Origin of the sequence: Cognatilysobacter bugurensis (assembly GCF_014652095.1) — a bacterium.
GTDB classification, from domain to species: Bacteria; Pseudomonadota; Gammaproteobacteria; order Xanthomonadales; family Xanthomonadaceae; genus Cognatilysobacter; species Cognatilysobacter bugurensis.
Genome location: NZ_BMYD01000002.1, coordinates 245,152 through 263,838 on the forward strand (window position 1 = coordinate 245,152; position 18,687 = coordinate 263,838).

The 18,687-nt window shown below is 69.2% G+C and carries 21 protein-coding genes and 1 pseudogene; 11 read left to right on the forward strand and 11 right to left on the reverse strand.

What is annotated here, in order from left to right:
• Window positions 1-79 precede the first annotated feature (79 nt).
• Window positions 80-436, reverse strand: a complete 357-nt coding sequence (locus tag IE075_RS08230; RefSeq protein ID WP_189455290.1) for a hypothetical protein — start codon at window positions 434-436, stop codon at window positions 80-82.
• Between the two features lie 121 nt (window positions 437-557).
• Here IE075_RS08230 and IE075_RS08235 point away from each other — a divergent pair, with 121 nt between their 5' ends.
• On the forward strand, window positions 558-755 hold the full coding sequence (locus IE075_RS08235; RefSeq protein WP_189455292.1) for a hypothetical protein: 198 nt from the start codon (window positions 558-560) through the stop codon (window positions 753-755).
• 464 nt (window positions 756-1,219) lie between these two features.
• Here IE075_RS08235 and IE075_RS08240 read toward each other — a convergent pair whose 3' ends face one another.
• From IE075_RS08240 to IE075_RS08250, 3 genes are all read right to left on the reverse strand, one after another.
• Entirely contained in the window at window positions 1,220-1,471 is a 252-nt protein-coding gene (locus IE075_RS08240; RefSeq protein ID WP_189455293.1) for a KGG domain-containing protein, read from the reverse strand.
• Between the two features lie 328 nt (window positions 1,472-1,799).
• Window positions 1,800-2,627: a glycosyltransferase gene (locus tag IE075_RS08245; RefSeq protein ID WP_189455295.1), complete on the reverse strand. Its 828-nt coding sequence runs from the start codon at window positions 2,625-2,627 to the stop codon at window positions 1,800-1,802.
• Window positions 2,628-2,630: 3 nt separating this feature from the next.
• A complete protein-coding gene (locus tag IE075_RS08250) occupies window positions 2,631-3,836 on the reverse strand; it encodes a mechanosensitive ion channel family protein (protein WP_425489365.1) in 1,206 nt (401 codons plus the stop codon).
• 112 nt (window positions 3,837-3,948) lie between these two features.
• Between IE075_RS08250 and IE075_RS08255 the strand changes: the two genes are divergently transcribed.
• The 3 genes from IE075_RS08255 (at window position 3,949) to IE075_RS08265 (ending at window position 6,030) form a co-directional block, all read left to right on the forward strand.
• The gene (locus IE075_RS08255; RefSeq protein ID WP_189455297.1) at window positions 3,949-4,875 is read left to right on the forward strand and encodes an ABC transporter ATP-binding protein; all 927 of its coding nucleotides are present in this window, start codon (window positions 3,949-3,951) and stop codon (window positions 4,873-4,875) included.
• Between the two features lie 19 nt (window positions 4,876-4,894).
• Window positions 4,895-5,656, forward strand: a complete 762-nt coding sequence (locus IE075_RS08260) for an ABC transporter permease (RefSeq protein WP_189455299.1) — start codon at window positions 4,895-4,897, stop codon at window positions 5,654-5,656.
• Between the two features lie 110 nt (window positions 5,657-5,766).
• Window positions 5,767-6,030: a hypothetical protein gene (locus IE075_RS08265; protein ID WP_189455301.1), complete on the forward strand. Its 264-nt coding sequence runs from the start codon at window positions 5,767-5,769 to the stop codon at window positions 6,028-6,030.
• Between the two features lie 87 nt (window positions 6,031-6,117).
• Here the strand turns inward: IE075_RS08265 and IE075_RS08270 are convergent, their stop codons facing one another.
• The 4 genes and pseudogenes from IE075_RS08270 to IE075_RS08285 form a co-directional block, all read right to left on the reverse strand.
• Window positions 6,118-6,330: a hypothetical protein gene (locus tag IE075_RS08270; RefSeq protein ID WP_189455303.1), complete on the reverse strand. Its 213-nt coding sequence runs from the start codon at window positions 6,328-6,330 to the stop codon at window positions 6,118-6,120.
• 100 nt (window positions 6,331-6,430) lie between these two features.
• Entirely contained in the window at window positions 6,431-6,700 is a 270-nt protein-coding gene (locus IE075_RS08275; RefSeq protein ID WP_189455305.1) for a DUF3297 family protein, read from the reverse strand.
• A gap of 65 nt (window positions 6,701-6,765) precedes the next feature.
• Window positions 6,766-7,044, reverse strand: coding sequence for a DUF4031 domain-containing protein (locus IE075_RS08280; protein WP_189455307.1), 279 nt, complete (start codon window positions 7,042-7,044; stop codon window positions 6,766-6,768).
• Between the two features lie 222 nt (window positions 7,045-7,266).
• Window positions 7,267-8,439: pseudogene (locus tag IE075_RS08285) on the reverse strand (PilT/PilU family type 4a pilus ATPase); the annotation flags it as partial.
• Window positions 8,440-8,751: 312 nt separating this feature from the next.
• On the opposite strand from IE075_RS08285, the gene IE075_RS08290 reads away from it, so the two are divergent.
• Window positions 8,752-8,961 (forward strand): cold-shock protein, encoded by a 210-nt coding sequence (locus IE075_RS08290; RefSeq protein WP_189455311.1) that lies wholly within the window; start codon window positions 8,752-8,754, stop codon window positions 8,959-8,961.
• Window positions 8,962-9,223: 262 nt separating this feature from the next.
• Here the strand turns inward: IE075_RS08290 and IE075_RS08295 are convergent, their stop codons facing one another.
• Window positions 9,224-9,871: a DUF4142 domain-containing protein gene (locus IE075_RS08295; protein WP_189455313.1), complete on the reverse strand. Its 648-nt coding sequence runs from the start codon at window positions 9,869-9,871 to the stop codon at window positions 9,224-9,226.
• 218 nt (window positions 9,872-10,089) lie between these two features.
• On the opposite strand from IE075_RS08295, the gene IE075_RS08300 reads away from it, so the two are divergent.
• Entirely contained in the window at window positions 10,090-11,001 is a 912-nt protein-coding gene (locus tag IE075_RS08300; RefSeq protein ID WP_189455315.1) for an SDR family oxidoreductase, read from the forward strand.
• On the opposite strand, the gene IE075_RS08305 is transcribed toward IE075_RS08300, so the two are convergent.
• Window positions 10,998-11,330: a DUF3247 family protein gene (locus IE075_RS08305; RefSeq protein ID WP_189455317.1), complete on the reverse strand. Its 333-nt coding sequence runs from the start codon at window positions 11,328-11,330 to the stop codon at window positions 10,998-11,000. The genes IE075_RS08300 and IE075_RS08305 overlap by 4 nt on opposite strands.
• Before the next feature lie 130 nt (window positions 11,331-11,460).
• On the opposite strand from IE075_RS08305, the gene IE075_RS08310 reads away from it, so the two are divergent.
• Together IE075_RS08310 and IE075_RS08315 are read left to right on the forward strand one after the other, a co-directional pair.
• A complete protein-coding gene (locus tag IE075_RS08310; RefSeq protein ID WP_189455319.1) occupies window positions 11,461-13,611 on the forward strand; it encodes a TonB-dependent receptor family protein in 2,151 nt (716 codons plus the stop codon).
• A gap of 65 nt (window positions 13,612-13,676) precedes the next feature.
• The gene (locus IE075_RS08315; protein WP_189455321.1) at window positions 13,677-15,035 is read left to right on the forward strand and encodes a PQQ-dependent sugar dehydrogenase; all 1,359 of its coding nucleotides are present in this window, start codon (window positions 13,677-13,679) and stop codon (window positions 15,033-15,035) included.
• A 13-nt stretch (window positions 15,036-15,048) separates the two neighbouring features.
• On the opposite strand, the gene IE075_RS08320 is transcribed toward IE075_RS08315, so the two are convergent.
• Window positions 15,049-15,333, reverse strand: coding sequence for a hypothetical protein (locus IE075_RS08320; RefSeq protein WP_189455323.1), 285 nt, complete (start codon window positions 15,331-15,333; stop codon window positions 15,049-15,051).
• A gap of 207 nt (window positions 15,334-15,540) precedes the next feature.
• Between IE075_RS08320 and IE075_RS08325 the strand changes: the two genes are divergently transcribed.
• The 3 genes from IE075_RS08325 to IE075_RS08335 are packed head-to-tail and all read left to right on the forward strand — an operon-like array spanning window position 15,541 to window position 17,905.
• A complete protein-coding gene (locus tag IE075_RS08325; RefSeq protein ID WP_189455849.1) occupies window positions 15,541-16,533 on the forward strand; it encodes a class I SAM-dependent methyltransferase in 993 nt (330 codons plus the stop codon).
• Entirely contained in the window at window positions 16,530-17,234 is a 705-nt protein-coding gene (locus tag IE075_RS08330) for a pseudouridine synthase (RefSeq protein WP_189455325.1), read from the forward strand. The genes IE075_RS08325 and IE075_RS08330 overlap by 4 nt, the downstream gene beginning before the upstream one ends.
• Complete coding sequence (locus IE075_RS08335) at window positions 17,234-17,905, forward strand: HAD family hydrolase (protein WP_425489366.1); 672 nt, start codon at window positions 17,234-17,236, stop codon at window positions 17,903-17,905. Before IE075_RS08330 ends, IE075_RS08335 begins: the two co-directional genes overlap by 1 nt.
• Window positions 17,906-18,687: the final 782 nt, after the last annotated feature.

The window sequence follows — 18,687 nt, forward strand, 5'->3', positions numbered from 1 at the left end:
CATGCCGTGAGCAGGCGCGAGCGTGCGACTGAGTCGGACGGCGTTTGCGCGCGACGATTCAAGCGCGGGACCGCGTTGATCACCGCATCGATGAAGCGCCCTTCGCCTCGTCGATCTCGGCGCTTGAAATCGCTGCATACCAGTCGGCGTACGGCGTGTTGCGTGCAAGGCGTCGGTTGTAGTCCGGTGCGCCGTCGGTCCACCACGGCTCCCCGCGCTCGCCAAGCGCGCATTTCGCCGCGTGCACCTGGCCGCGCGCGTCGCGTTCGGCCGCGGTGTCGCCGGCGCGCAACGCGCGTCCGACTGCGGACCGCGCCTGCATGAGTTCGCGCGTGAGGCGGTCGCGCTCGGCGTCCGGCAGGGCAGGGTTGCTGCAGCGCCACAGGCGGCCGCGCACGACGAAGTACCGTCTATCGGGCGTAACGGGATGACGCATCGGAGGCCCCATGAACTGGTGTGCGTTATCGCAGGGCACTAACGCGTGACAAGTGAAGCTGCTTGCACGGCACCGACGCGCTGCGGCTCGTCGCAGGTGCACCACCGGAGGAGGCCTGACCATGATCAGCAAGCGCGTCCGTGGAACCGACGACCTGCACGTCCGCAGCGATGCACGCACGGACATCGAGCGCGACGATGCGCGCCGCGCCGCCGAGCGGGACGCCCGCAACGAACACGACCGGCGGCTCGCTGGCGAAAGCGGCGCGCCGGATGGCGCCGACCGCTCTGACACTGACAGGCGCAACGAGCGCCGTTAGGCATTGCGTGTTTGTGACTGACGCTTGCGCGCCGCAGGCGTCGTTCGATCACGTATGGGTTCTAAGTCGCCGCGCAACGTGTCGCGAGGCGCGGCAAAACAACACGCGCCGCCCGCGTTCACAGGCAGGCCTGCGCGCTCAGGCGTTGAAGGGTGCTGGCTGCGTTCGGCCCATCGCGATGTGCCGAGCACGCGCAAAGCGCGGACGCGAAGCGGGACGGTGTCGGCTTGCCTGACCAGGTAGCGGCGCAACGGCGGCGGCTGGTGATCGACAGTGCGGGGTGGGCTCGCGTCGCCGTGGGCCGAATCTGACCATTACCGACCCGCATCCCGCATGGCGGCCATGGACGTCAGCCGCGCACTTTCAGGCGCGACTTATAAACGTCGAGCCCGCTGGACGCAGTTGACAGGCGCACAAAAAAGCACGGGCGCAGTGCGCCCGTGCAATTTCGATCCAACGGTGACTTAGCGGTTGCCGCCGCCGCCGCGATTGCCACCACCGTTGCTCGCCTGGCCGCCCTTGCGGCCCGCCTCGCGCGCTTCTTCCGAGGTGAACTCGTGCGCGTTTCCACTTTCGTGCGCGGCGCGGCCGCCCTTCGACGCGATCTCGCGCTGCTTGTTCTCATCCATCGATGCAAAGCCGCGGTTGCTGGAACCCTGGTTGCCATTGCCGCCCTGGTTCCCGCCCTGGTTACCGCCTCGGTTCTGGTTCGCCATCGTGTCTCTCCTGCTACGGGGGATGAAAGCGGGCGCGTGTCGCGGAGCCCGCTGCGGTCCTCTGTGGGACCTGCGAGACACCTTGCCGACGCCCGCGTTAGCCGCGGCAGGAGGAAACGTTGGGCCGCAATTAACGGCGTTCATCGATTCAGATCGCGTGCGCTGGCGCTTCGATCGAACGGTGCCGTGCGGCGGCTTCAAAGGCCGAGAAGCGTGCCTCCGAGGGAGACGGCGCGACAGCGAATTCAGGAAATAAACGGAGCAGCCGCGGGCCCGAACCACTGCGCCAGCGGCATCGACCCACCGCGGCCCTCAGCGGCGGCCGAGATCAAGGCGGCGGGCCTGTCGGCGTCCGGGGCTCGGGCTCGCGCGGTGTGGCCGTCGGCGTCGGCGCGTCTGGCCCATCGCGCCGCTCGCCGTACCAGAACTCCAGGTCTTGCTTCGAGCGAAGCAATGCACCGCGCCGCCACGCGAAGCGCAGCATCAAGCGCAGGTGCTCGGTTGCCGCATGAGTGCGCAGCTTCCGCGCCGAGCTCAGCACCGGCGTGGGGACGATGACGAAAGACCCGACTCGCGTGAGCGCGCGGCTGAACAGGACGTCCTCGCCCGCGTAGTAGCGCTCGTCGAAACCGCCGGCCGCCTCATAGGCCGCCCGCGTGCAGAAGATGAAGCAGCCCGGCGCGATGCGCGCATTGCGCAGCAGCCAGGTGCTGATGGCCACCGTAATCCGCTCGTGCACCGCCAGCGCACCGCGCAGCTGCAGCCGCGCGCCACCACCGACGGCGCCGCGCGCGAGCGCTGCCAGTGCCGCCCGCAATGCGGGGTAGGGGACCAGGGTGTCGGCGTCCACGAACACGAGCACGTCGCCGCGCGCCGCGCGCGCTCCTGCGTTGCGACTCGCCGCGATATGACGATGCGAGACCGGCACCACGCGCGCGCCCGCGCCGAGTGCGATTGCCGAGGTCCGGTCGGTCGACGCGTCGTCGACCACCAGGATCTCGTACGACCGGCCTACCGCGGCGGCCGCCGCATGCAGCGCGCTCAGCGTCGAGCCCAATAGGCGCGCTTCGTTGTGTGCGGGCACGATGAACGACAGTGCAGGCGGCGCTGTGTCGGGCAGGGCGGAGCAGTTGACCTCGAACGCGTGCGCAGCCATGGCTCAGTGAGTCCTTGCGGGCGAGGCGCCCGGCCCGTCGGTGTCAGCATCCGCCTCTGCGCCCGGCGATGCCAGTGTGCACGCGCTGGCCTGCTCGCGGCGCTCCGCCGCGCGGGAGCGATCGAGCGTGTGCGCCGGTTGTGTCGCGCCGCGCACGACGTTCGCGCGCATCCGGGGCAGCGCTTCGGGATGGTGTGCGTTGAGGAAGTCGATCATGCGCTCGCGCACCGCGCAGCGTAGGTCGAACAGGTCGCCCGAGTTGCGCGCGCTGACGAGCAGGCGCACCGCGATGGTCGTGCGGTCGGTTTCGGTGACCTGGGCCACGCACACGCGGCCGTCCCAGCGGGGGTCCGACTGGCAGATGCGCTCGAGCTCGGCGCGCACCTCCGGCATCGGCGTGCGGTAGTCGAGCCAGAGCATCGCGTGGCCCAGCAGCTGCGAGGACGTGCGCGTCCAGTTCTGGAAGGGGTGCTCGATGAACCATTGCAGCGGCACGACCATGCGGCGCTCGTCCCAGATGCGCACCACCACGAACGCGCTCGTGATTTCCTCGACGCGGCCCCATTCGTTCTCGACGATGACGACGTCGTCGAGCCGGATCGGCTGGGTCAGCGCGATCTGCAGACCGGCGATCAGGTTGCCGAACACCGGTTTCGCCGCCAGGCCTGCGACCACACCGGCGATGCCGGCCGAGGCAAGCAGCGTGGTCCCGATTTCGCGGATCGCCGGGAACGTCATCAGCGCGAGCGACACGCCGATCAGCACGACGGTGACCTGACCCATGCGGCTCAGCACGCGCGCCTGAGTCTGAATGCGCCGTGCCTGCAGGTTGTCGACGACGTCGAGCGGATGGCGCCGCACGATGACGTGCTCGATCGCGCCGACCGCACGCACGATCAGCCAGACCACGCACAGCATGCCGAGCAGGGCGAGGCCGTGCTGCGCGCGCGCGATCCACGGCGCGGGCAGCGCGGACGAGGCCACGGCCACGCTGAGAAACAGAAGGGGAAGGGCGACGCTCGCCGGCAGCGCGATGACCTTGACCAACCGCGCGCGCATGCCGTCGGGGTCGTGTCGCACGGCGCGTCGCGAGAGCGTTCGCAGCAGCAGCCGCACTCCGTAGGCCAGCACGAGTGCGATCAGCAGCGGCCATGCCGTCGCTGCGAAGGCCCCCCAACCGCCCAGATCAGTCGCGCGTTGCAATATCACGACGCCATGCTAGACCTTGACGCGTGGACGCAGCGTAGGCAGTCGTTCAGGTGATGGCGTCCGAAACCCGACCGCCGCTAGCATGGCGGCTCGCCTGCCCGCGGATGCCTGCGTGACGCCGATCCTCTCGATCCGCAACCTGAGCAAGACCTATGCGTCGGGCCACGTCGCGCTCAAGCATGTCGACCTCGACATTGCGCGCGGTGAGCTGTTCGCGCTGCTCGGCCCGAACGGCGCCGGCAAGACCACGTTGATCGGCATTGTCTGCGGCATCGTGAATGCGAGCGGCGGCACGGTGACCGCCGACGGCCACGACATCGTGCGCGATTACCGCGCGGCGCGGTCGAAGATCGGCCTCGTGCCGCAGGAGCTGTCGACCGACTCGTTCGAGACGGTGTGGTCGACGGTGCGCTTCTCGCGTGGCCTGTACGGCAAGCCGCGCGACGATGCGCACCTCGAGCGCGTGCTGCGCGAGCTGTCGCTGTGGGACAAGCGCGACGCGAAGATCATGACCCTCTCGGGGGGCATGAAGCGGCGCGTGCTCATTGCAAAGGCGCTTGCGCATGAGCCGAGCATCCTGTTTCTCGACGAGCCCACCGCGGGCGTCGACGTCGAGCTGCGTCGCGACATGTGGGCGATGGTGCGCCGGCTGCGCGAGAGCGGAGTCACGGTGATCCTGACCACGCACTACATCGAGGAGGCCGAGCAGATGGCCGATCGCATCGGCGTGATCGCGCGCGGCGAGTTGCTGCTGGTCGAGCAGAAGGATGCGCTGATGCGCAAGCTCGGCAAGAAGCAGCTCACGCTCACCTTGCAGGAGCCGCTCGACGCGGTGCCCGATGCGTTCGCCGAGTGGCCGCTGGAGCTCGCCGACGGCGGGCAGGCGCTTGTGTACACCTTCGATGCGCAGGCCGAGCGGACCGGCATTGCAGGCTTGCTGCGCCGCCTCGCCGAACACGGCATCGATTTCAAGGACCTGCACTCTCGCGAAAGCTCGCTCGAGGAGATCTTCGTCGAGCTCGTGCAGGGCCACCGCTGACCCGCCCGGAGAGACCCCGATGAACTTGCACGGCGTGGCCGCGATCTACCGTTTCGAAATGGCGCGCACGTTCCGCACGCTCGCCGAAAGCATCATTGCGCCCGTGCTGACGACGTCGCTGTATTTCGTCGTGTTCGGCGCGGCGATCGGCGGCCGCATGGGCGCCGTCGAGGGAGTGAGCTATGGCGCGTTCATCGTGCCGGGACTGGTCATGCTGTCGCTGCTGACCGAGAGCGTGAGCAACGCGAGTTTCGGGATTTACCTGCCCAAGTGGTCGGGTACGATCTATGAGCTGCTGTCGGCGCCGGTGTCCACGTTCGAGATCGTGCTCGGCTACGTTGGCGCGGCGGCGACGAAGTCGGTGATCCTCGGCGTGCTGATCCTCGCGACGGCGCGCGCGTTCGTGCCCTACGAGATCGAGCATCCGGTCTGGGCCGTGACGTTCCTGCTGTTGACCGCGGTGACCTTCAGCCTGTTCGGTTTCATCATCGGCGTGTGGGCCGACAGCTTCCAGAAGCTGCAGGTCATCCCGCTGATGGTCGTCACGCCGCTCACGTTCCTCGGCGGCGCGTTCTACTCGATCGACATGCTGCCCGCACCGTGGGAAACGATCGCCCTGTTCAACCCGGTCGTGTACCTCGTCAGCGGCGTGCGCTGGGCGTTCTACGGCGTGGCCGACGTGGACCCGATGCTCAGCGTGCTCGCGATCGGCGTGTTCCTGGCGGTGTGTCTGGCCGGCGTCGCCTGGATTTTCCGCACGGGCTACAAGCTCAAGGCTTGAGGCCGCCGGGCTGAACGCGCGCTTCCGGTTAACGCGCGCGTGTCATCGGCTTGGCGCGCCGCTCATGCGCGCGGTGGGACGGTGGGCGTCCACACGAACCGGAGCCTTCCATGAGCACTCGATCCAGTCCGAACGGCGACACCCGTAGCGGCGTCGGCCGCCAGAGCAATGACCCGCGTCCTGGCGGCAGCTCGGCCGGTATCTCGCCCGACAGCAACCTCGACAGCATCCAGGCAATCGCCGGCACCGACGAAGACGACCTCAGTGCCGGCACCGAGGACGAGATGCAACGGCGTCAGGCGCGCAGCACGCCGCCGATGAACGATGTGCGCAGCGATGAAACGATGCAGGCGAGCGGCCGCGGGCCGCTCTGAGGCAGCGCGATTCCAAGCCGCGCGGTTCCAACCTGCGCAAACGACGACGCGGCCGCTCGGGCCGCGTCGTCGCATTCGAAGGCCGGATCAGTCTTCGTGGTGGCTCAGCTCGCCCGGGGCACCCGGCGTCATGTTCGGCTGGATGCCGCCCTTGAAGCTCGGCCAGTCATTCTCTTCGGAGCGCGTGTTGCGGTCTTCCGAGCTATGGCCGTACTCGCGCTGCTTGTAGCCGTCCTGCATCTCGGGCGGGAGCGGATCCTGCTTCGGGCTGGGGTTGCGAGGGATCGTGGGGTCGGTCATGACGGCACTCCGGTGGGAATGCCATCAACGTGGGCCGCACGGGATTAAGCGTGCGTGTAACCGCCGGCTCCATGTCCGCCCGCGTTCAGGTCGCAGCGGCTCAGTCGGCCGCGTCGGTTTCGGCGCGGTCGTAGAAATACGCCTCGACCGGGCCGGTGAGCTTGATCGTCATCGGGTTGCCGCGGCGGTCGCGCGCACGACCGGCCTGCACACGGATCCAGCCTTCGCTCACGGAGTACTCCTCGACGTCGTGCCGCTCGAGGCCTTTGAAGCGGATGCCGACGCCGCGTTCGATCATGGCCGCGTCGTGGAACGGGCTGCGCGGATCGGTGGAGAGGCGGTCGGGCGGGGCGGTCGGCGTGTCGGTCATGGCAGTCAAGACGCAGGGCGAAACGGCCGCACAGGATACGCAACCGCTGCGCGCCCGGCATGCGTTCAGCGCGGCGTGGCCTGCGCGCGGGCATTCGCGATCACCGCACGCACGAGCGCGCGGTCGCGGTGGCGGGAAATCGGCTGCGCGCCGAGCGCGACCGCCTGCAGCCGCATCGCCGCGGACACGTCGTAATGTGCGCCGCTGCGCTTGTCCTGGAATGCATGGCGCGGCAGCCCGAGCCGCGCCGCGAACGCGTGGAGCTCGTCGAGCGAGTCGGCCATCAGGTGCGCCCAGCGCTGGCCGCGCCACGGCATCACTGCGTCATCGACGTAAACGGTCATCCGCGCAGCATGCCGGATGAGCGTGGCGGGGCCGTAGCCCCGATCGGGCTGCAGCGGCCGATCAGGGCCGTGCCGTCAGGAGGGCCGCCTCGCTTGACCCGGCTGCCTGCACCGCGCCAATCAGGGTACGTTCTGCGTTCCGGCCTTCTCGGCGCGCAGCCGCGTCAGCTCCTGCTCCTCCATTTCGCGCCGACGTTCGGCCTGCTTGCGCAGCTCCTCCTGGCGCATTGCTTCGAGTTCCTCGCCGGTGGGCCCGACGTCGAGCGTCAGCGTCGACGCGGGCGATGCGGTCGGCTCGCCACGCTGACTCTTGAGCTTGATGTTCAGGCGCAATTCGTTCGCCGAATCGGCATTGCGGATCGCCTCCTCGTAGCTGATGCGGCCTTCGTTGTAGAGCTCGAACAGCGCCCAGTCGAACGTGCGCATGCCGAGTTCGCGCGACTTGTTCATCACGCCCTTGAGCTCGTGGAACTCGCCCTTGAAGATCTTCTCGGCGATCGTCGGCGTATTGAGCAGGATCTCGATCGCCGCGACGCGGCCCTTGCCGTCGACCGTGCGGATCAAACGCTGCGAGACGACCGCGCGCAGGTTTGCCGACAGGTCCATGAGCAGCTGCGTCCGGCGCTCTTCGGGAAAGAAGTTGATGATGCGTTCCATCGTCTGCGACGCGCTGTTCGCGTGCAGCGTGGACAGGCACAGGTGGCCGGTTTCGGCGAACGAAATCGCATGTTCCATCGTCTCGGCGTCGCGGATCTCGCCGACGAGGATCACGTCCGGCGCCTGGCGCAGCGTGTTCTTGAGCGCGTGATGCCAGCTGTGCGTGTCGACCCCCACCTCACGATGGGTCACCAGCGACATCTTCGACTGGTGCGCGTACTCGACCGGGTCTTCGATCGTGATGATGTGGCCCGGCGAGGTCGCGTTGCGGTGGTCTACCATCGCCGCGAGCGAGGTCGACTTGCCCGAGCCGGTGCCGCCGACGAGCAGCACGAGCCCGCGTTTTTGCATCACCACGTCCTTGAGCACGGGCGGCAGGCGCAGCTGCTCGAAGTTCGGGATCTCGGCGGCGATCGTGCGCAGCACCATGCCCACGTGCGTCTGCTGCACGAACACGTTGACGCGAAAGCGCGACACGCCGGGCACGTGGATCGCGAAATTGCATTCCAGCTCACGCGCGAACTCGGCGCGCTGGGACTCGTTCATGAGCGCATGCGCAAGCTGCGCCGTGACGTCGCCGCCAAGCTTCTGCGGGCTCAGCGGCGTCATCGCGCCATGCGCCTTCATGCTCGGCGGGAAATCGTGCGCGATGAACAGGTCGGAGCCGCCGGCTTTGCTCATCGCCGCCAGCAGCTTGTGCATGTAGCCGCGGGCCTGCTCTTCGGTGAGGGTCGTCATGGCCGCGTTAACGGCCGCGCCGCGCCTGGCTGGTGGGCCCGAACTGCGCGGTCCTTCACGCTTGTCGCGGCCCGCGCCGGCCCGCGCCGGCCCGCTGGGTGAATGGCCTGCAGAGCGCGACCGAGGTCGCGTTTGCATTTCGCCGTTGAGTTGTCTACGGTGCACATGCTGTGTTCGCCAGGGTCACCGTGATTCGTGGCCCGATGCGGTAGATCACTGATCCACTCCATCGTTGCACCTCGCTTCCTCCTTGCAACCAGCGCCATCGCCGTGAAAGCGGCACATCACACTTAATGTTCCAAGGAGTTAGTCATGTCGAACCGTGAAACCGGTACCGTCAAGTGGTTCAACGATGCCAAGGGCTTCGGCTTCATCAGCCGTGAGAACGGCGAAGACGTGTTCGTGCACTTCCGTGCCATCCAGTCGCAGGGCTTCAAGAGCCTGCAGGAAGGCCAGAAGGTCACGTTCACGGTGACGCAGGGCCAGAAGGGCCTGCAGGCCGAGGCCGTTCAGGCCGTCTAATGCCGCGCCGCCGCCTTCGGGCGGCGTCCGACAGGAAAAGCCCCGCTTCGGCGGGGCTTTTTTGTTGCGGCGCGTTCGCCGGCGCGTGGTCGCCATGGCGCGTCGGCTCTCGCGAGGACGCCTGCGGCCGTTGCGACGTCATGCAGAGGAGGCGGAAGCACCTCCATGCCCAGCCGCGACCGCCGCCCAAGGCGGCCGGTGTCCTCCCGCGAGGCGACATCGGTGCAGCCGCCCCGCGATCGGAGCGGCCACGTCCACGCCCTTACTGCAGGCTGCGGCGCTGTTCGAGCAATTCGCGGCCGCGCTGCAGGTGCTGCGACATCGAGCGCCGTGAGCTGGCGAGGAAATCGCGCGCGTCCTCGTCGACCGCATCCGGAATCAGCCGGTCGAGCATGGCGAGCGCCTGTTCGTGGCCTTCGACCATCGCCTGCAGGTAGGCACCGGCAAACTCGTCGTCGTCCCCGATGTCCGCAAGCGCGTGCAGCCGCTCGGCGCGACGCTCCGCGAAGTCCGAGACCTCAGGCGCGGTGAACGACTCGAGCCGCAGCGCCTGCGCGGCCGCCAGGTTTTCCGAGTGGTGCGACAGCAGCATCTCGGCGTACTCGGCGACCGGGGTCTCGAGGTCGGTGCGCTCGAGCGCTTCTTCAGCCGCCTCGATCTCCTGCTCGTCGACGGTGCGCAGCAGCCCGAGGGCCTGACGTGCCGAATCGACCTCGTCCAGATCGTCATCCACGTCGAGGTCCGAGCCGGCGTTGCGCGTGTTGATCGCATCGCCGTCGAAATAGGCGTCGGGGTCGGTGCGCCATTCATCCGGCACGAGCGGGGCGACGTACGCGCGTTGGCGGCGGCGCGACGCGACGACGGCAGAGGCGACGCCGGCGGCGGCAAGGGTCAGCAACAGTTTTTTCATGACGACTCCAAAGGACGGGCGGTCGGGCACCGCGGCGTCGTGGTTTGTCGCAATCGCCGTGCCAACGGTTGAGGCGCCTGCAGCGGCAGCGCAGGCGCGAATTCCCGCGAAAACTCTTCGCAAGGCCGCAAGCTTTGCTGCGCGCAGTGTCGCTCCGGCTTCACCGCTCGATCATGCGCTCGGTGGTGGGGTGAGCATTCGTTTCTGCAGGAGCCCTCATGCACGCCCGCCACCGGCCGATTGATGAGCAGGTGATCGTGATCACGGGCGCGACGAGCGGCATCGGTCTGTGCACGGCGCTGCTCGCCGCTGAGCGCGGGGCAAAGGTGGTGCTCGCGGCACGCAGCGCGGGCACGCTCGACGCGATCGTCGAGCAGATCCGCTTCGACGGTGGGGATGCGATCGCGGCGTCGGTCGACGTAGCCGACCGGTACGAAGTGGCGCAGGTCGCACACGCGGCCGTGGAGCGCTTCGGCCGCGTCGACACTTGGGTCAACAATGCAGGCGTGACGGTGTACGCCCGGCTCGACGAAACCGCCGAGCACGACCATCGCCGCCTGTTTGAAACCAACTACTGGGGCGTGGTCAATGGCTCACTCGAAGCGTTGCCGCTGCTGCGTCGTTCGGGCGGCGCGCTGATCAACGTCGGCAGCGAGACCTGCGACGCGGTGCTGCCGCTGCAGGGCGCGTACTGCGCGTCGAAGCACGCGATGAAGGGATTCACCGACGCGCTGCGGCTTGAAGTCGAGCAGATCGAACGGGCACCGGTGTCGATCACGCTCGTGCAGCCGGCGGCGGTGAACACGCCGTATCCGCAGCACGCGCGCAATTACATGGACCGCGAGCCAAAGGTCGTCGGCGAGCCGATGGACCCGCACCGCGTCGCCGAGGCGATCCTCAAGGCCGCCGTCGAGGGCGGGCGCGAGGTGCACGTCGGCACGATGGCGCTGATGCATGCCACCGTGTCGCGCTGGATGCCGCGTATCGGCGACCGGTTTGCGGCGCGGCTTGTCGACCAGCAGCAGGACGAAACCGAGCCGCGGTTTCCGCAGGGTGCGTTGCACGGGCCGCACGACACCGGCCGCATTTACGGCCGCGTGCCGTTCGTGCCGCCCGAAGCTGCCGATTAGTGCGGGCTGACGCGGCCCTGCCCGAGGGTGTCGAGCGGGTCGAGCCGGCGCACGACGCGGATGCGATCGAGCCACACGTCCAGCGGCGCCGGCGATTGCATCGGCTGCTCGAGCGCAGGACGCTCGAGGCGGACGGTGCCGTTCGTGCCCTCGTTGCCTTCAAAGTCGAAGAACTGCTGCAGCATCGGACGGCCGGCGACGATGCCGACGAGGTGTTCGCCGTCCTCGAGTTCGAGTTCGACGTGTGCACCGTTCGGCAGCGCGGCGACTTTCGCGCGCAGGCGCTCGAGGTCGTCGGCCGTGGTGAACACGCGGTTTGCGTTGCGCATGGGTCGGGCTCCACAAGGCGTGTCGTGCAGCCTAGGCGGGGCCGGTGCAAACGCGGGTGAAACGCGCGCCATGCAGCGACTGCACGCCCCGCCGTTTAGGCTGTCCGCCGTTTTCGCCCCCGGTCTCGCCATGCCGCTTTCCGTTGCGCGTGCTCCGCGCCTGTCGCTGTTGTCCTGCGCCGTGCTGCTCGGCCTGCCTGTGGCTGCGCTTGCCCAGTCGAGCCCCGACGGACAGACGGCTGCGCGCACGCTGGACCGCGTGCAGGTCATCGCGACGCGCACGCCGCAGGCCACGGCCTCCGTGCCGGCCGCGGTCAGCGTCGTCGACGGCGCGCTGATCGACCGCGACCGCCTCGGCGTCGCGCTCTCGGACGTGCTCGCGCCGGTGCCCGGCGTGATTGCACGCAACCGCCACAACTACGCGCAGGACGAGCAGGTCTCGATCCGCGGCTTCGGCACGCGCTCGGCGTTCGGCATCCGCGGCGTGCGCCTGTATCTGGACGGCGTGCCGGCGACGATGCCCGACGGCCAGGGCCAGCTGTCGCATTTCCCGCTTGCCCAGGCCGAGCGCATCGAAGTGCTGCGCGGACCCTTCTCGGCGCTCTACGGCAATGCCTCCGGCGGCGTGCTGCAGCTGTTCACGGCCGACGGCGAGGCGCCGGGCGCGATCGAGGCCGAGGCGGTGGTGGGCACGGACGGGCAGCGGCGGGTCAGCGCCACGGCGAGCGGCGCGTCCGGGGGCGTGGATTACCGCGCCGGGCTCAATCGGTTCGAAACCGACGGCTTCCGGGACCACGCGGCGGCCGAGCGCACCTCGTTCAACGGCAAGCTCAACGCGGCGATCGGCGAGGCGGGCCGGCTCACGATCGTCGCGAATGCGCTCGATGCCCCCGATGCGCAGGACCCGCAGGGCCTCACGCGCGAGCAGTTCGAGGCCGATCCGACCCAGGCCAGCGCCGGCGCGTTGCTGTTCAACACGCGCAAGAGCGTCGAGCAGCGGCAACTCGGCGCGGTCTACACGCACGCGTTCGATGCAGGCGAACTGCGCCTGCTCGCGTATGCAGGCGAGCGCGAGATCTCGCAGGTGCTGTCGATTCCGGTTGGGACGCAGCGCAGTCCGCTCAGCGGCGGCGGCGTGATCTCTTTCGAGGCGCCGTACCGCGGTGTTGACCTTCGCTGGACGGGGCAGGGCACGCTCGCGGGCGCGCCGCTGGAATGGACGCTCGGCGTGGCGCACGACCGGCAGACACAGCGTCGCGCCGGCTTTGAAAACTTTGTCGGCGACGTGCTCGGCGTGCGCGGCGCGTTGCGGCTGCGCCAGGACGACACCGTGCAATCGCTCGACCCGTACGCGCAGGCGCTATGGCGGCCGAATGACGCGTGGACGCTGCTGGCCGGCGTGCGCGCGAGCGAGGTGCGCTTCCGCTCGCAGGATCGCTACATCACCGACCGCAATCCCGACGACAGCGGCCGCGTCAGTCACGACGCGGTCTCGCCCGTGCTCGGCGCGAGCGTGCGGCTGCGCAGCGGGCTGCATGCGTTCGCCGCGTACGGCGAAGGCTTCGAGACGCCGACGTTCAACGAGATCGGCTACCGCGCCGACGGCGGCAGCGGGCTCAATTTCACACTGCAGCCTGCGCGTACGCGCAGCGTCGAGACCGGCCTCAAGCTCGACGACGGCGGCGCGCTGCGCGGCGAGTTCGTCCTGTTCCGCGCCGACACGCGCGATGAGATCACCGCCGCGACGAGCGCGGGCGGGCGCAGCACGTTCCAGAACGCGGGCCGTGCGCGCCGCGAGGGCGCGGAGTTGTCGCTGCGCTATGCGCGCGACCGCGTTCAGGGCTGGCTTGCGGCCACGTGGCTCGATGCGCGCTTCGCCGATGGGTTCCTGACCTGTGCGGGGCCGCCGTGCACAGTGCCCGACGTGCTTGTGCCCGCGGGGCGGCGCATCCCGGGCGTGGCGCGCACCACCGCGGCGGCCGGCGTCGATCTGGGCGGCGACATCGGCTGGCAGTGGCGTTTCGACGCGCAGCACGTGAGTGACGTGCCGGTCGCGCAGACGAGTGATGAGCGTGCGCCGGCGTACACCGTGTTCAACGCGAGCCTCGGCTACGGCCTGCGCGGCGCCCATGGCCATGGGCGTGTGTTCGTTGCCGTGCACAACCTTGCCGACCGGCGCTACGCGGGCTCGGTAATCGTCAACGAGAGCAACGGTCGCCACTACGAGCCCGCGCCTGGGCGGCAGTGGTTCATCGGTGCGCAGTGGCGCTGGGGCGACTGACGCTGCGCGATGCGTTCACGCGGGCGGGGCGACGCTGCCGGTTGGCAACCCCGGAAGCATTCGCCATGTTCGCGCCGCATTTGACGTGGTTCCGTCCCGTCGCTTTTCTCGCCGCCGCTCTGCTCAGCGCGTGCGCCGGGCGGGCCGAGCTGACGGTCGCGCAAGGCAGCGGCCTCGACCCGGTGCTGCCGCCACCGGAAAACGCGCTGATTCCCGTCGTCAACCCGCCGAACGCGGTCGGCTGGCCGGACCGCCGCATGCCGGTCGCGGCGCCGGGATTGAAGGTCAACGCATTCGCGACCGGCCTCGATCACCCGCGCTGGCTGCACGTGTTGCCGAACGGCGACGTGCTCGTGGCCGAGACGAACGCGCCGCCGAAGCAGACGCCGCCGTCGGTCAAGAAGCTCGCGATGAAGCTGGTGATGAAGAAGGCCGGCGCCGCCGTGCCGAGCGCGAACCGCATCACCCTGCTGCGCGATGCCGACGGCGACGGCGTGGCCGAGCTGCGCACGCCGCTGCTTACCGGCCTGTTCCACCCCTTCGGCATGGCGCTGGTCGGCGACCGGCTCTACATCGCGAATGCCGACGGCGTCGTCCACGTGCCGTACCAAACCGGCGACACGCGCATCACCGAGGCGCCGCAGCGCCTCGCGCCGCTGCCGGGCGGGCCGATCAACCACCACTGGACGAAAAGCCTCATCGCAAGCCCGGACGGCACCCGGCTGTACGCGGGCGTCGGCTCGAACAGCAACATCGCCGAGAGCGGCATGGCGGCGGAGGCGGGGCGGGCCGCCATCCACGAGATCGACATCGCGACCGGTCGCACGCGCGTGTTCGCGTCGGGACTGCGCAACCCGGTTGGCATGGACTGGCAGCCGCAGAGCGGGCAGTTGTGGGCCGCGGTCAACGAGCGCGACATGCTCGGCAGCGACCTCGTTCCCGACTACATGACGAGCGTGCGCGACGGCGGCTTCTACGGCTGGCCGTACAGCTATTTCGGTGCGCATCTCGACCCGCGCGTGAAACCGCCGCGGCCCGAGCTCGTCGCACAAGCCATCGTGCCCGATTACGCGCTAGGTCCGCACACGGCCTCGCTGGGGCTGGTGTTCTACGACGGCGCGCTGATGCCGCAGTTCGCGCACGGCGCGCTGATTGGGCAGCACGGCTCATGGAACCGAACGCCGCCGAGCGGCTACAAGGTGGTGTTCGTGCCGTTTGAGAACGGCCAGCCCGTGGGCCTGCCGCGCGACGTGCTCACCGGGTTTCTCGGCGAGGGCCAGGACGACGCCTACGGCCGGCCGGTGGGGGTGGAGGTCGCCCGCGACGGCGCGATCCTCGTCGCCGACGACGTTGGCAATGCGGTGTGGCGGGTCACGCCCGCCGCGACGCCGTCGGAGGCCCCGGCTCCGGCGGCATCACGCTGACAGCCGAGCCGGCTCAGTGCAGCCGCGTGCCCAATTCGACCGACTGCGGCTCGGCGCTGAAGCGGCGAGGGTAATCGCGCTCGTCGGAAATGCGCACGATGTCGGCGTCGGCCATCTCGGGCGCGCCGTACACGGCGTAGGCCACTTCGCCGTCGCGCAGGCCGACGTGGTGCAAACGGTAGCGCGGCCGGCCTCCGCCGCTGTTTTCCGGGTAGTGCATCGGCGGTTGGCGGCCGTGGACGTCGAGGTCCAGCTCCGCGTTGTCGACCGTTCCGCCGACGAATAGGGCTCGCGTCATCGCATCTGCTCCAGAGTCCGGGACGAATCGAGAATGGGGTCGGCGTTGTTGCCCGCGCATGAAGCTCGCGTTCGCTTTGCGCGAACACCGCCTGACCGCTCACCGTGCCGGGTCGCTCCCGTCGACTAGAATCGCGACCCCTTCGCTGCCCAGGTGCACCGCGTGAGCGCATCCGACGCCGATGCCGGCCGCGTGCTGGATTCCCTGATGCTCCCGTTCGACCGCGGCATGCTCGACTGGCCCGCAAGCGGGGTGCTGTGCCTGCGCGCGCGCCCCGGCGTTGCGATGACCGGTCGCCGCGGACTTGTCTGCTCGCAGGGCTTCAAGCCCGACGCCGACGCGCTCGAGGCGGCCGGGTTCGAGCTTGACGCCGACCCCGCGCGACGCTACGAGGTCGTGCTCGTGCTGCCGCCGCGCCAGCGCGACGAGGCGCGCGCGCTGTTCGCCGAGGCCATCGCGCGCTGCGCGCCGGGCGGGCGCGTCGTCGCCAGCGTGGCGAACAACGCGGGCGCGAAGACCGCCGAAGGCGATTTGGCCGCGGTGGCGGGCGGCGTGTCCGTCGAGAGCAAGTACAAATGCCGCGTGTTCTGGACCGCGCCGCTGCAGGGTCCGGCCGACCCGGCGCTTGCGGCGCAATGGACGGCGGCCGACACCCCGCGGCCGATCGCGGGCGGTCGGTTCCTGAGCCGGCCCGGCCTGTTCGCCTGGGACCGCATCGACCCGGCATCCGCACTGCTCGCCCAGCACCTGCCGGCGGACCTCGCCGGCGACGCGGCCGATCTCGGCGCGGGCTTTGGGTTCCTGTCGGCCGAGCTGCTCGAGCGCTGCCCGGCCATCCGCACGCTCGACGTGATCGAAGCCGAGGCGCGCGCGCTCGAGCTCGCGCGCACGAACCTCGAGCGGTACCAGGACCGGGCCGAACTGCACTTCCACTGGCTCGACGCCACGCGCGGGCTGCCGGGACGCTACGACGTGATCGTGACCAACCCGCCGTTCCACGCGGGCGACCGCCTCGATCGCCCCGGCCTCGGGCGCCGCTTCATCGACGTCGCCGCGGCGGCGCTGCGGCCGCGCGGGCGGCTCTGGCTCGTCGCAAACCGGCACCTGCCCTATGAGGACACGTTCGCGGCCGCCTTCGCGCAGGTGCGCACGGTCGCGTTCGGCGGCGGCTTCAAGGTCATCGAAGGCGTGCGCGCATGAAGCTCGTCAAGCTCATCGCGAACCTCGGCTACGGCAGCCGCAAGCAGGTCACCGCGATGTTCCGCGAGGGCCTGATTACCGACGCCGACGGCGAGGTGCTGTACGCCGACGACAAGGTCGAGCACGCCGCGATCCGCATTGAAGGCGAGCCGCTGGACCCGCCGGCCGGCCTCGTGCTCATGCTGCACAAGCCGCTGGGCGTGACCTGCTCGACGAAGGACCCCGGGCGCGTCGTCTACGACCTGCTGCCGCCGCGCTTCCGGCGGCGCTCGCCGCTGCTGTCGACCGTCGGCCGGCTCGATCGCGACACCTCCGGCCTGCTGCTCATGACCGACGACGGCGCGCTGCTGCACCGCATCGTCTCGCCGAAGGCGCAGCTCGCGAAGGTCTACGAGGCCACGCTCGCGCAGGATCTGCGCGGTGATGAGGCCGGGATCTTCGCAAGCGGCACGCTGCAGCTCGAATCCGAAACCACGCCGCTGCATCCGGCCGCGCTCGAGGTGCTCGGGCCACGCCACGCGCGCCTCACGCTCACCGAAGGACGCTACCACCAGGTCCGCCGCATGTTCGCGGCGGTCGGCAACCATGTCGACGCACTGCACCGCCCGCGCATCGGCGGACTCGATCTCGGTGATCTGCCGGCGGGCCAGTGGCGGGCACTGGGGCCGGACGATCTGGACAGGCTTTTCGGAGGCGCTTGATGGCGGTGGAAGCAATCGGGTTCGAGCCCGCGGCAGTGCTGCTCGACATGGACGGGCTCATGCTCGACAGCGAGCGCGTGCATCAGGAGTGCTGGCGCGAAGCCGCGAAGCAGCTCGATCTCGACGTCGATGACGAGCTGTTCATGTCGCTGGTCGGCCTGCACGAGGACGATCAGCATGAGCGGCTGTGTGAGCAGCTGGGCCCTGAAAAGGCCGATCCGCTGATCGAGCGTTGCGACGCATTGTTCACCAAGCGCATCGAGGCTGGGTTGCCGCACAAGCCCGGCCTGGTGCCGCTGCTCGAGCGCTTGGCCGGCGCCCAAGTGACGCGAGCGGTGGTGACGTCCTCGGTCTGCGAGCACGCGTGGCAGAAGCTCGAGACCGCGGGCCTGCGCCGCTACTTCGACACTGTCATTAGCGGCAGTGACATCGATTCGCCCAAGCCCGCGCCCGACATCTATCGCCTCGCTGCCGAGCGCCTCGGCGTCGACCCGGCGCGCTGCATCGTGCTCGAAGACTCCGAGCCCGGCGTGCGGGCCGCACTGGCGGCCGGCATGCATCCGATCCAGGTGCCCGACCTCGTCCAGCCGGACGAGGCGCTGCGCGAGATGGGGCATCGGATTGTGGAATCGCTCGAGCAGGCCGGTGAGCTGATCACGCCGCGTCTGTAGCAGGCCCGCGCGGCAGCGAGGCCGGGGCGATACAGACCTTCGACATCAAGCCTGCCCGCAGCTGGCCCGCTCTGGCCTGCACCGCGCGACCGCCTTGCAGCGTTGCCTGGGTAAGCGAAGCGCAACCGGGATCCACGCGCGTCGCCACCCGGGTGAGCTTCGCTTACACGGGCTACCGGGCCTGCCGCTGGCTTGTGCTTTTAGCCGGGTCCATCGAAGACCCGGAGGGCGGCGGCCATGGATGGCCGCCGTTTTCCGACCGAGCCAGGATGGTGAGTCGGAAAATCTGCCACGCGCTCCACGCCGCAGCGGGAGATTTGTCGGGGAACGGCCCTTCTCTTTGGTTACTTTCTCTTGGGCCAGCAAGAGAAAGTAACTCGCGCCAGCGCGAAAGCTCTGGCTTCGAAGCCGTGCGCAGGAAAGCACAAGCTTCCGCCTTGCGGCGGGTCACTTTTCTTTGCTGGCCCAAAGAAAAGTAACCAAAAGAAACGGCCTTCCCCGACAAGGCTCAATGGCAGACGGGTGCGTACGACGCGATTTTCCGACTCGCCATCGTGGCTCGGTCGGAAAACGGCGGCCATCCATGGCCGCCGCCCTTTGGGTCTACGGTTGCCGCGAAAAGCCAAAGCAAGGGAAAGCAAAAGCACAGGCGAAGGCCGATTTGCGTAGCCCGGGTAAGCTTCGCTTACCCGGGCTACGGGGCCCAACAAATGCGGCCATCGAATGACGATGCGCGCGGCGGCGCGTTGGCATTCCCCCCGCGCCTGCGCCCGGCGGCACGG

Excerpts from the sequence above, each read along its gene's own strand:
- IE075_RS08305 (WP_189455317.1), bottom strand. The coding sequence starts at position 11,330 with ATGCGCAACGCAAACCGCGTGTTCACCACGGCCGACGACCTCGAGCGC.
- IE075_RS08260 (WP_189455299.1), top strand. The coding sequence starts at position 4,895 with ATGAACTTGCACGGCGTGGCCGCGATCTACCGTTTCGAAATGGCGCGC.
- IE075_RS08235 (WP_189455292.1), top strand. The coding sequence starts at position 558 with ATGATCAGCAAGCGCGTCCGTGGAACCGACGACCTGCACGTCCGCAGC.
- IE075_RS08335 (WP_425489366.1), top strand. The coding sequence starts at position 17,234 with ATGGCGGTGGAAGCAATCGGGTTCGAGCCCGCGGCAGTGCTGCTCGAC.
- IE075_RS08245 (WP_189455295.1), bottom strand. The coding sequence starts at position 2,627 with ATGGCTGCGCACGCGTTCGAGGTCAACTGCTCCGCCCTGCCCGACACA.
- IE075_RS08315 (WP_189455321.1), top strand. The coding sequence starts at position 13,677 with ATGTTCGCGCCGCATTTGACGTGGTTCCGTCCCGTCGCTTTTCTCGCC.
- IE075_RS08325 (WP_189455849.1), top strand. The coding sequence starts at position 15,541 with ATGCTCCCGTTCGACCGCGGCATGCTCGACTGGCCCGCAAGCGGGGTG.
- IE075_RS08295 (WP_189455313.1), bottom strand. The coding sequence starts at position 9,871 with ATGAAAAAACTGTTGCTGACCCTTGCCGCCGCCGGCGTCGCCTCTGCC.
- IE075_RS08330 (WP_189455325.1), top strand. The coding sequence starts at position 16,530 with ATGAAGCTCGTCAAGCTCATCGCGAACCTCGGCTACGGCAGCCGCAAG.
- IE075_RS08300 (WP_189455315.1), top strand. The coding sequence starts at position 10,090 with ATGCACGCCCGCCACCGGCCGATTGATGAGCAGGTGATCGTGATCACG.
- IE075_RS08265 (WP_189455301.1), top strand. The coding sequence starts at position 5,767 with ATGAGCACTCGATCCAGTCCGAACGGCGACACCCGTAGCGGCGTCGGC.
- IE075_RS08320 (WP_189455323.1), bottom strand. The coding sequence starts at position 15,333 with ATGACGCGAGCCCTATTCGTCGGCGGAACGGTCGACAACGCGGAGCTG.
- IE075_RS08275 (WP_189455305.1), bottom strand. The coding sequence starts at position 6,700 with ATGACCGACACGCCGACCGCCCCGCCCGACCGCCTCTCCACCGATCCG.
- IE075_RS08240 (WP_189455293.1), bottom strand. The coding sequence starts at position 1,471 with ATGGCGAACCAGAACCGAGGCGGTAACCAGGGCGGGAACCAGGGCGGC.
- IE075_RS08280 (WP_189455307.1), bottom strand. The coding sequence starts at position 7,044 with ATGACCGTTTACGTCGATGACGCAGTGATGCCGTGGCGCGGCCAGCGC.
- IE075_RS08290 (WP_189455311.1), top strand. The coding sequence starts at position 8,752 with ATGTCGAACCGTGAAACCGGTACCGTCAAGTGGTTCAACGATGCCAAG.
- IE075_RS08270 (WP_189455303.1), bottom strand. The coding sequence starts at position 6,330 with ATGACCGACCCCACGATCCCTCGCAACCCCAGCCCGAAGCAGGATCCG.
- IE075_RS08310 (WP_189455319.1), top strand. The coding sequence starts at position 11,461 with ATGCCGCTTTCCGTTGCGCGTGCTCCGCGCCTGTCGCTGTTGTCCTGC.
- IE075_RS08230 (WP_189455290.1), bottom strand. The coding sequence starts at position 436 with ATGCGTCATCCCGTTACGCCCGATAGACGGTACTTCGTCGTGCGCGGC.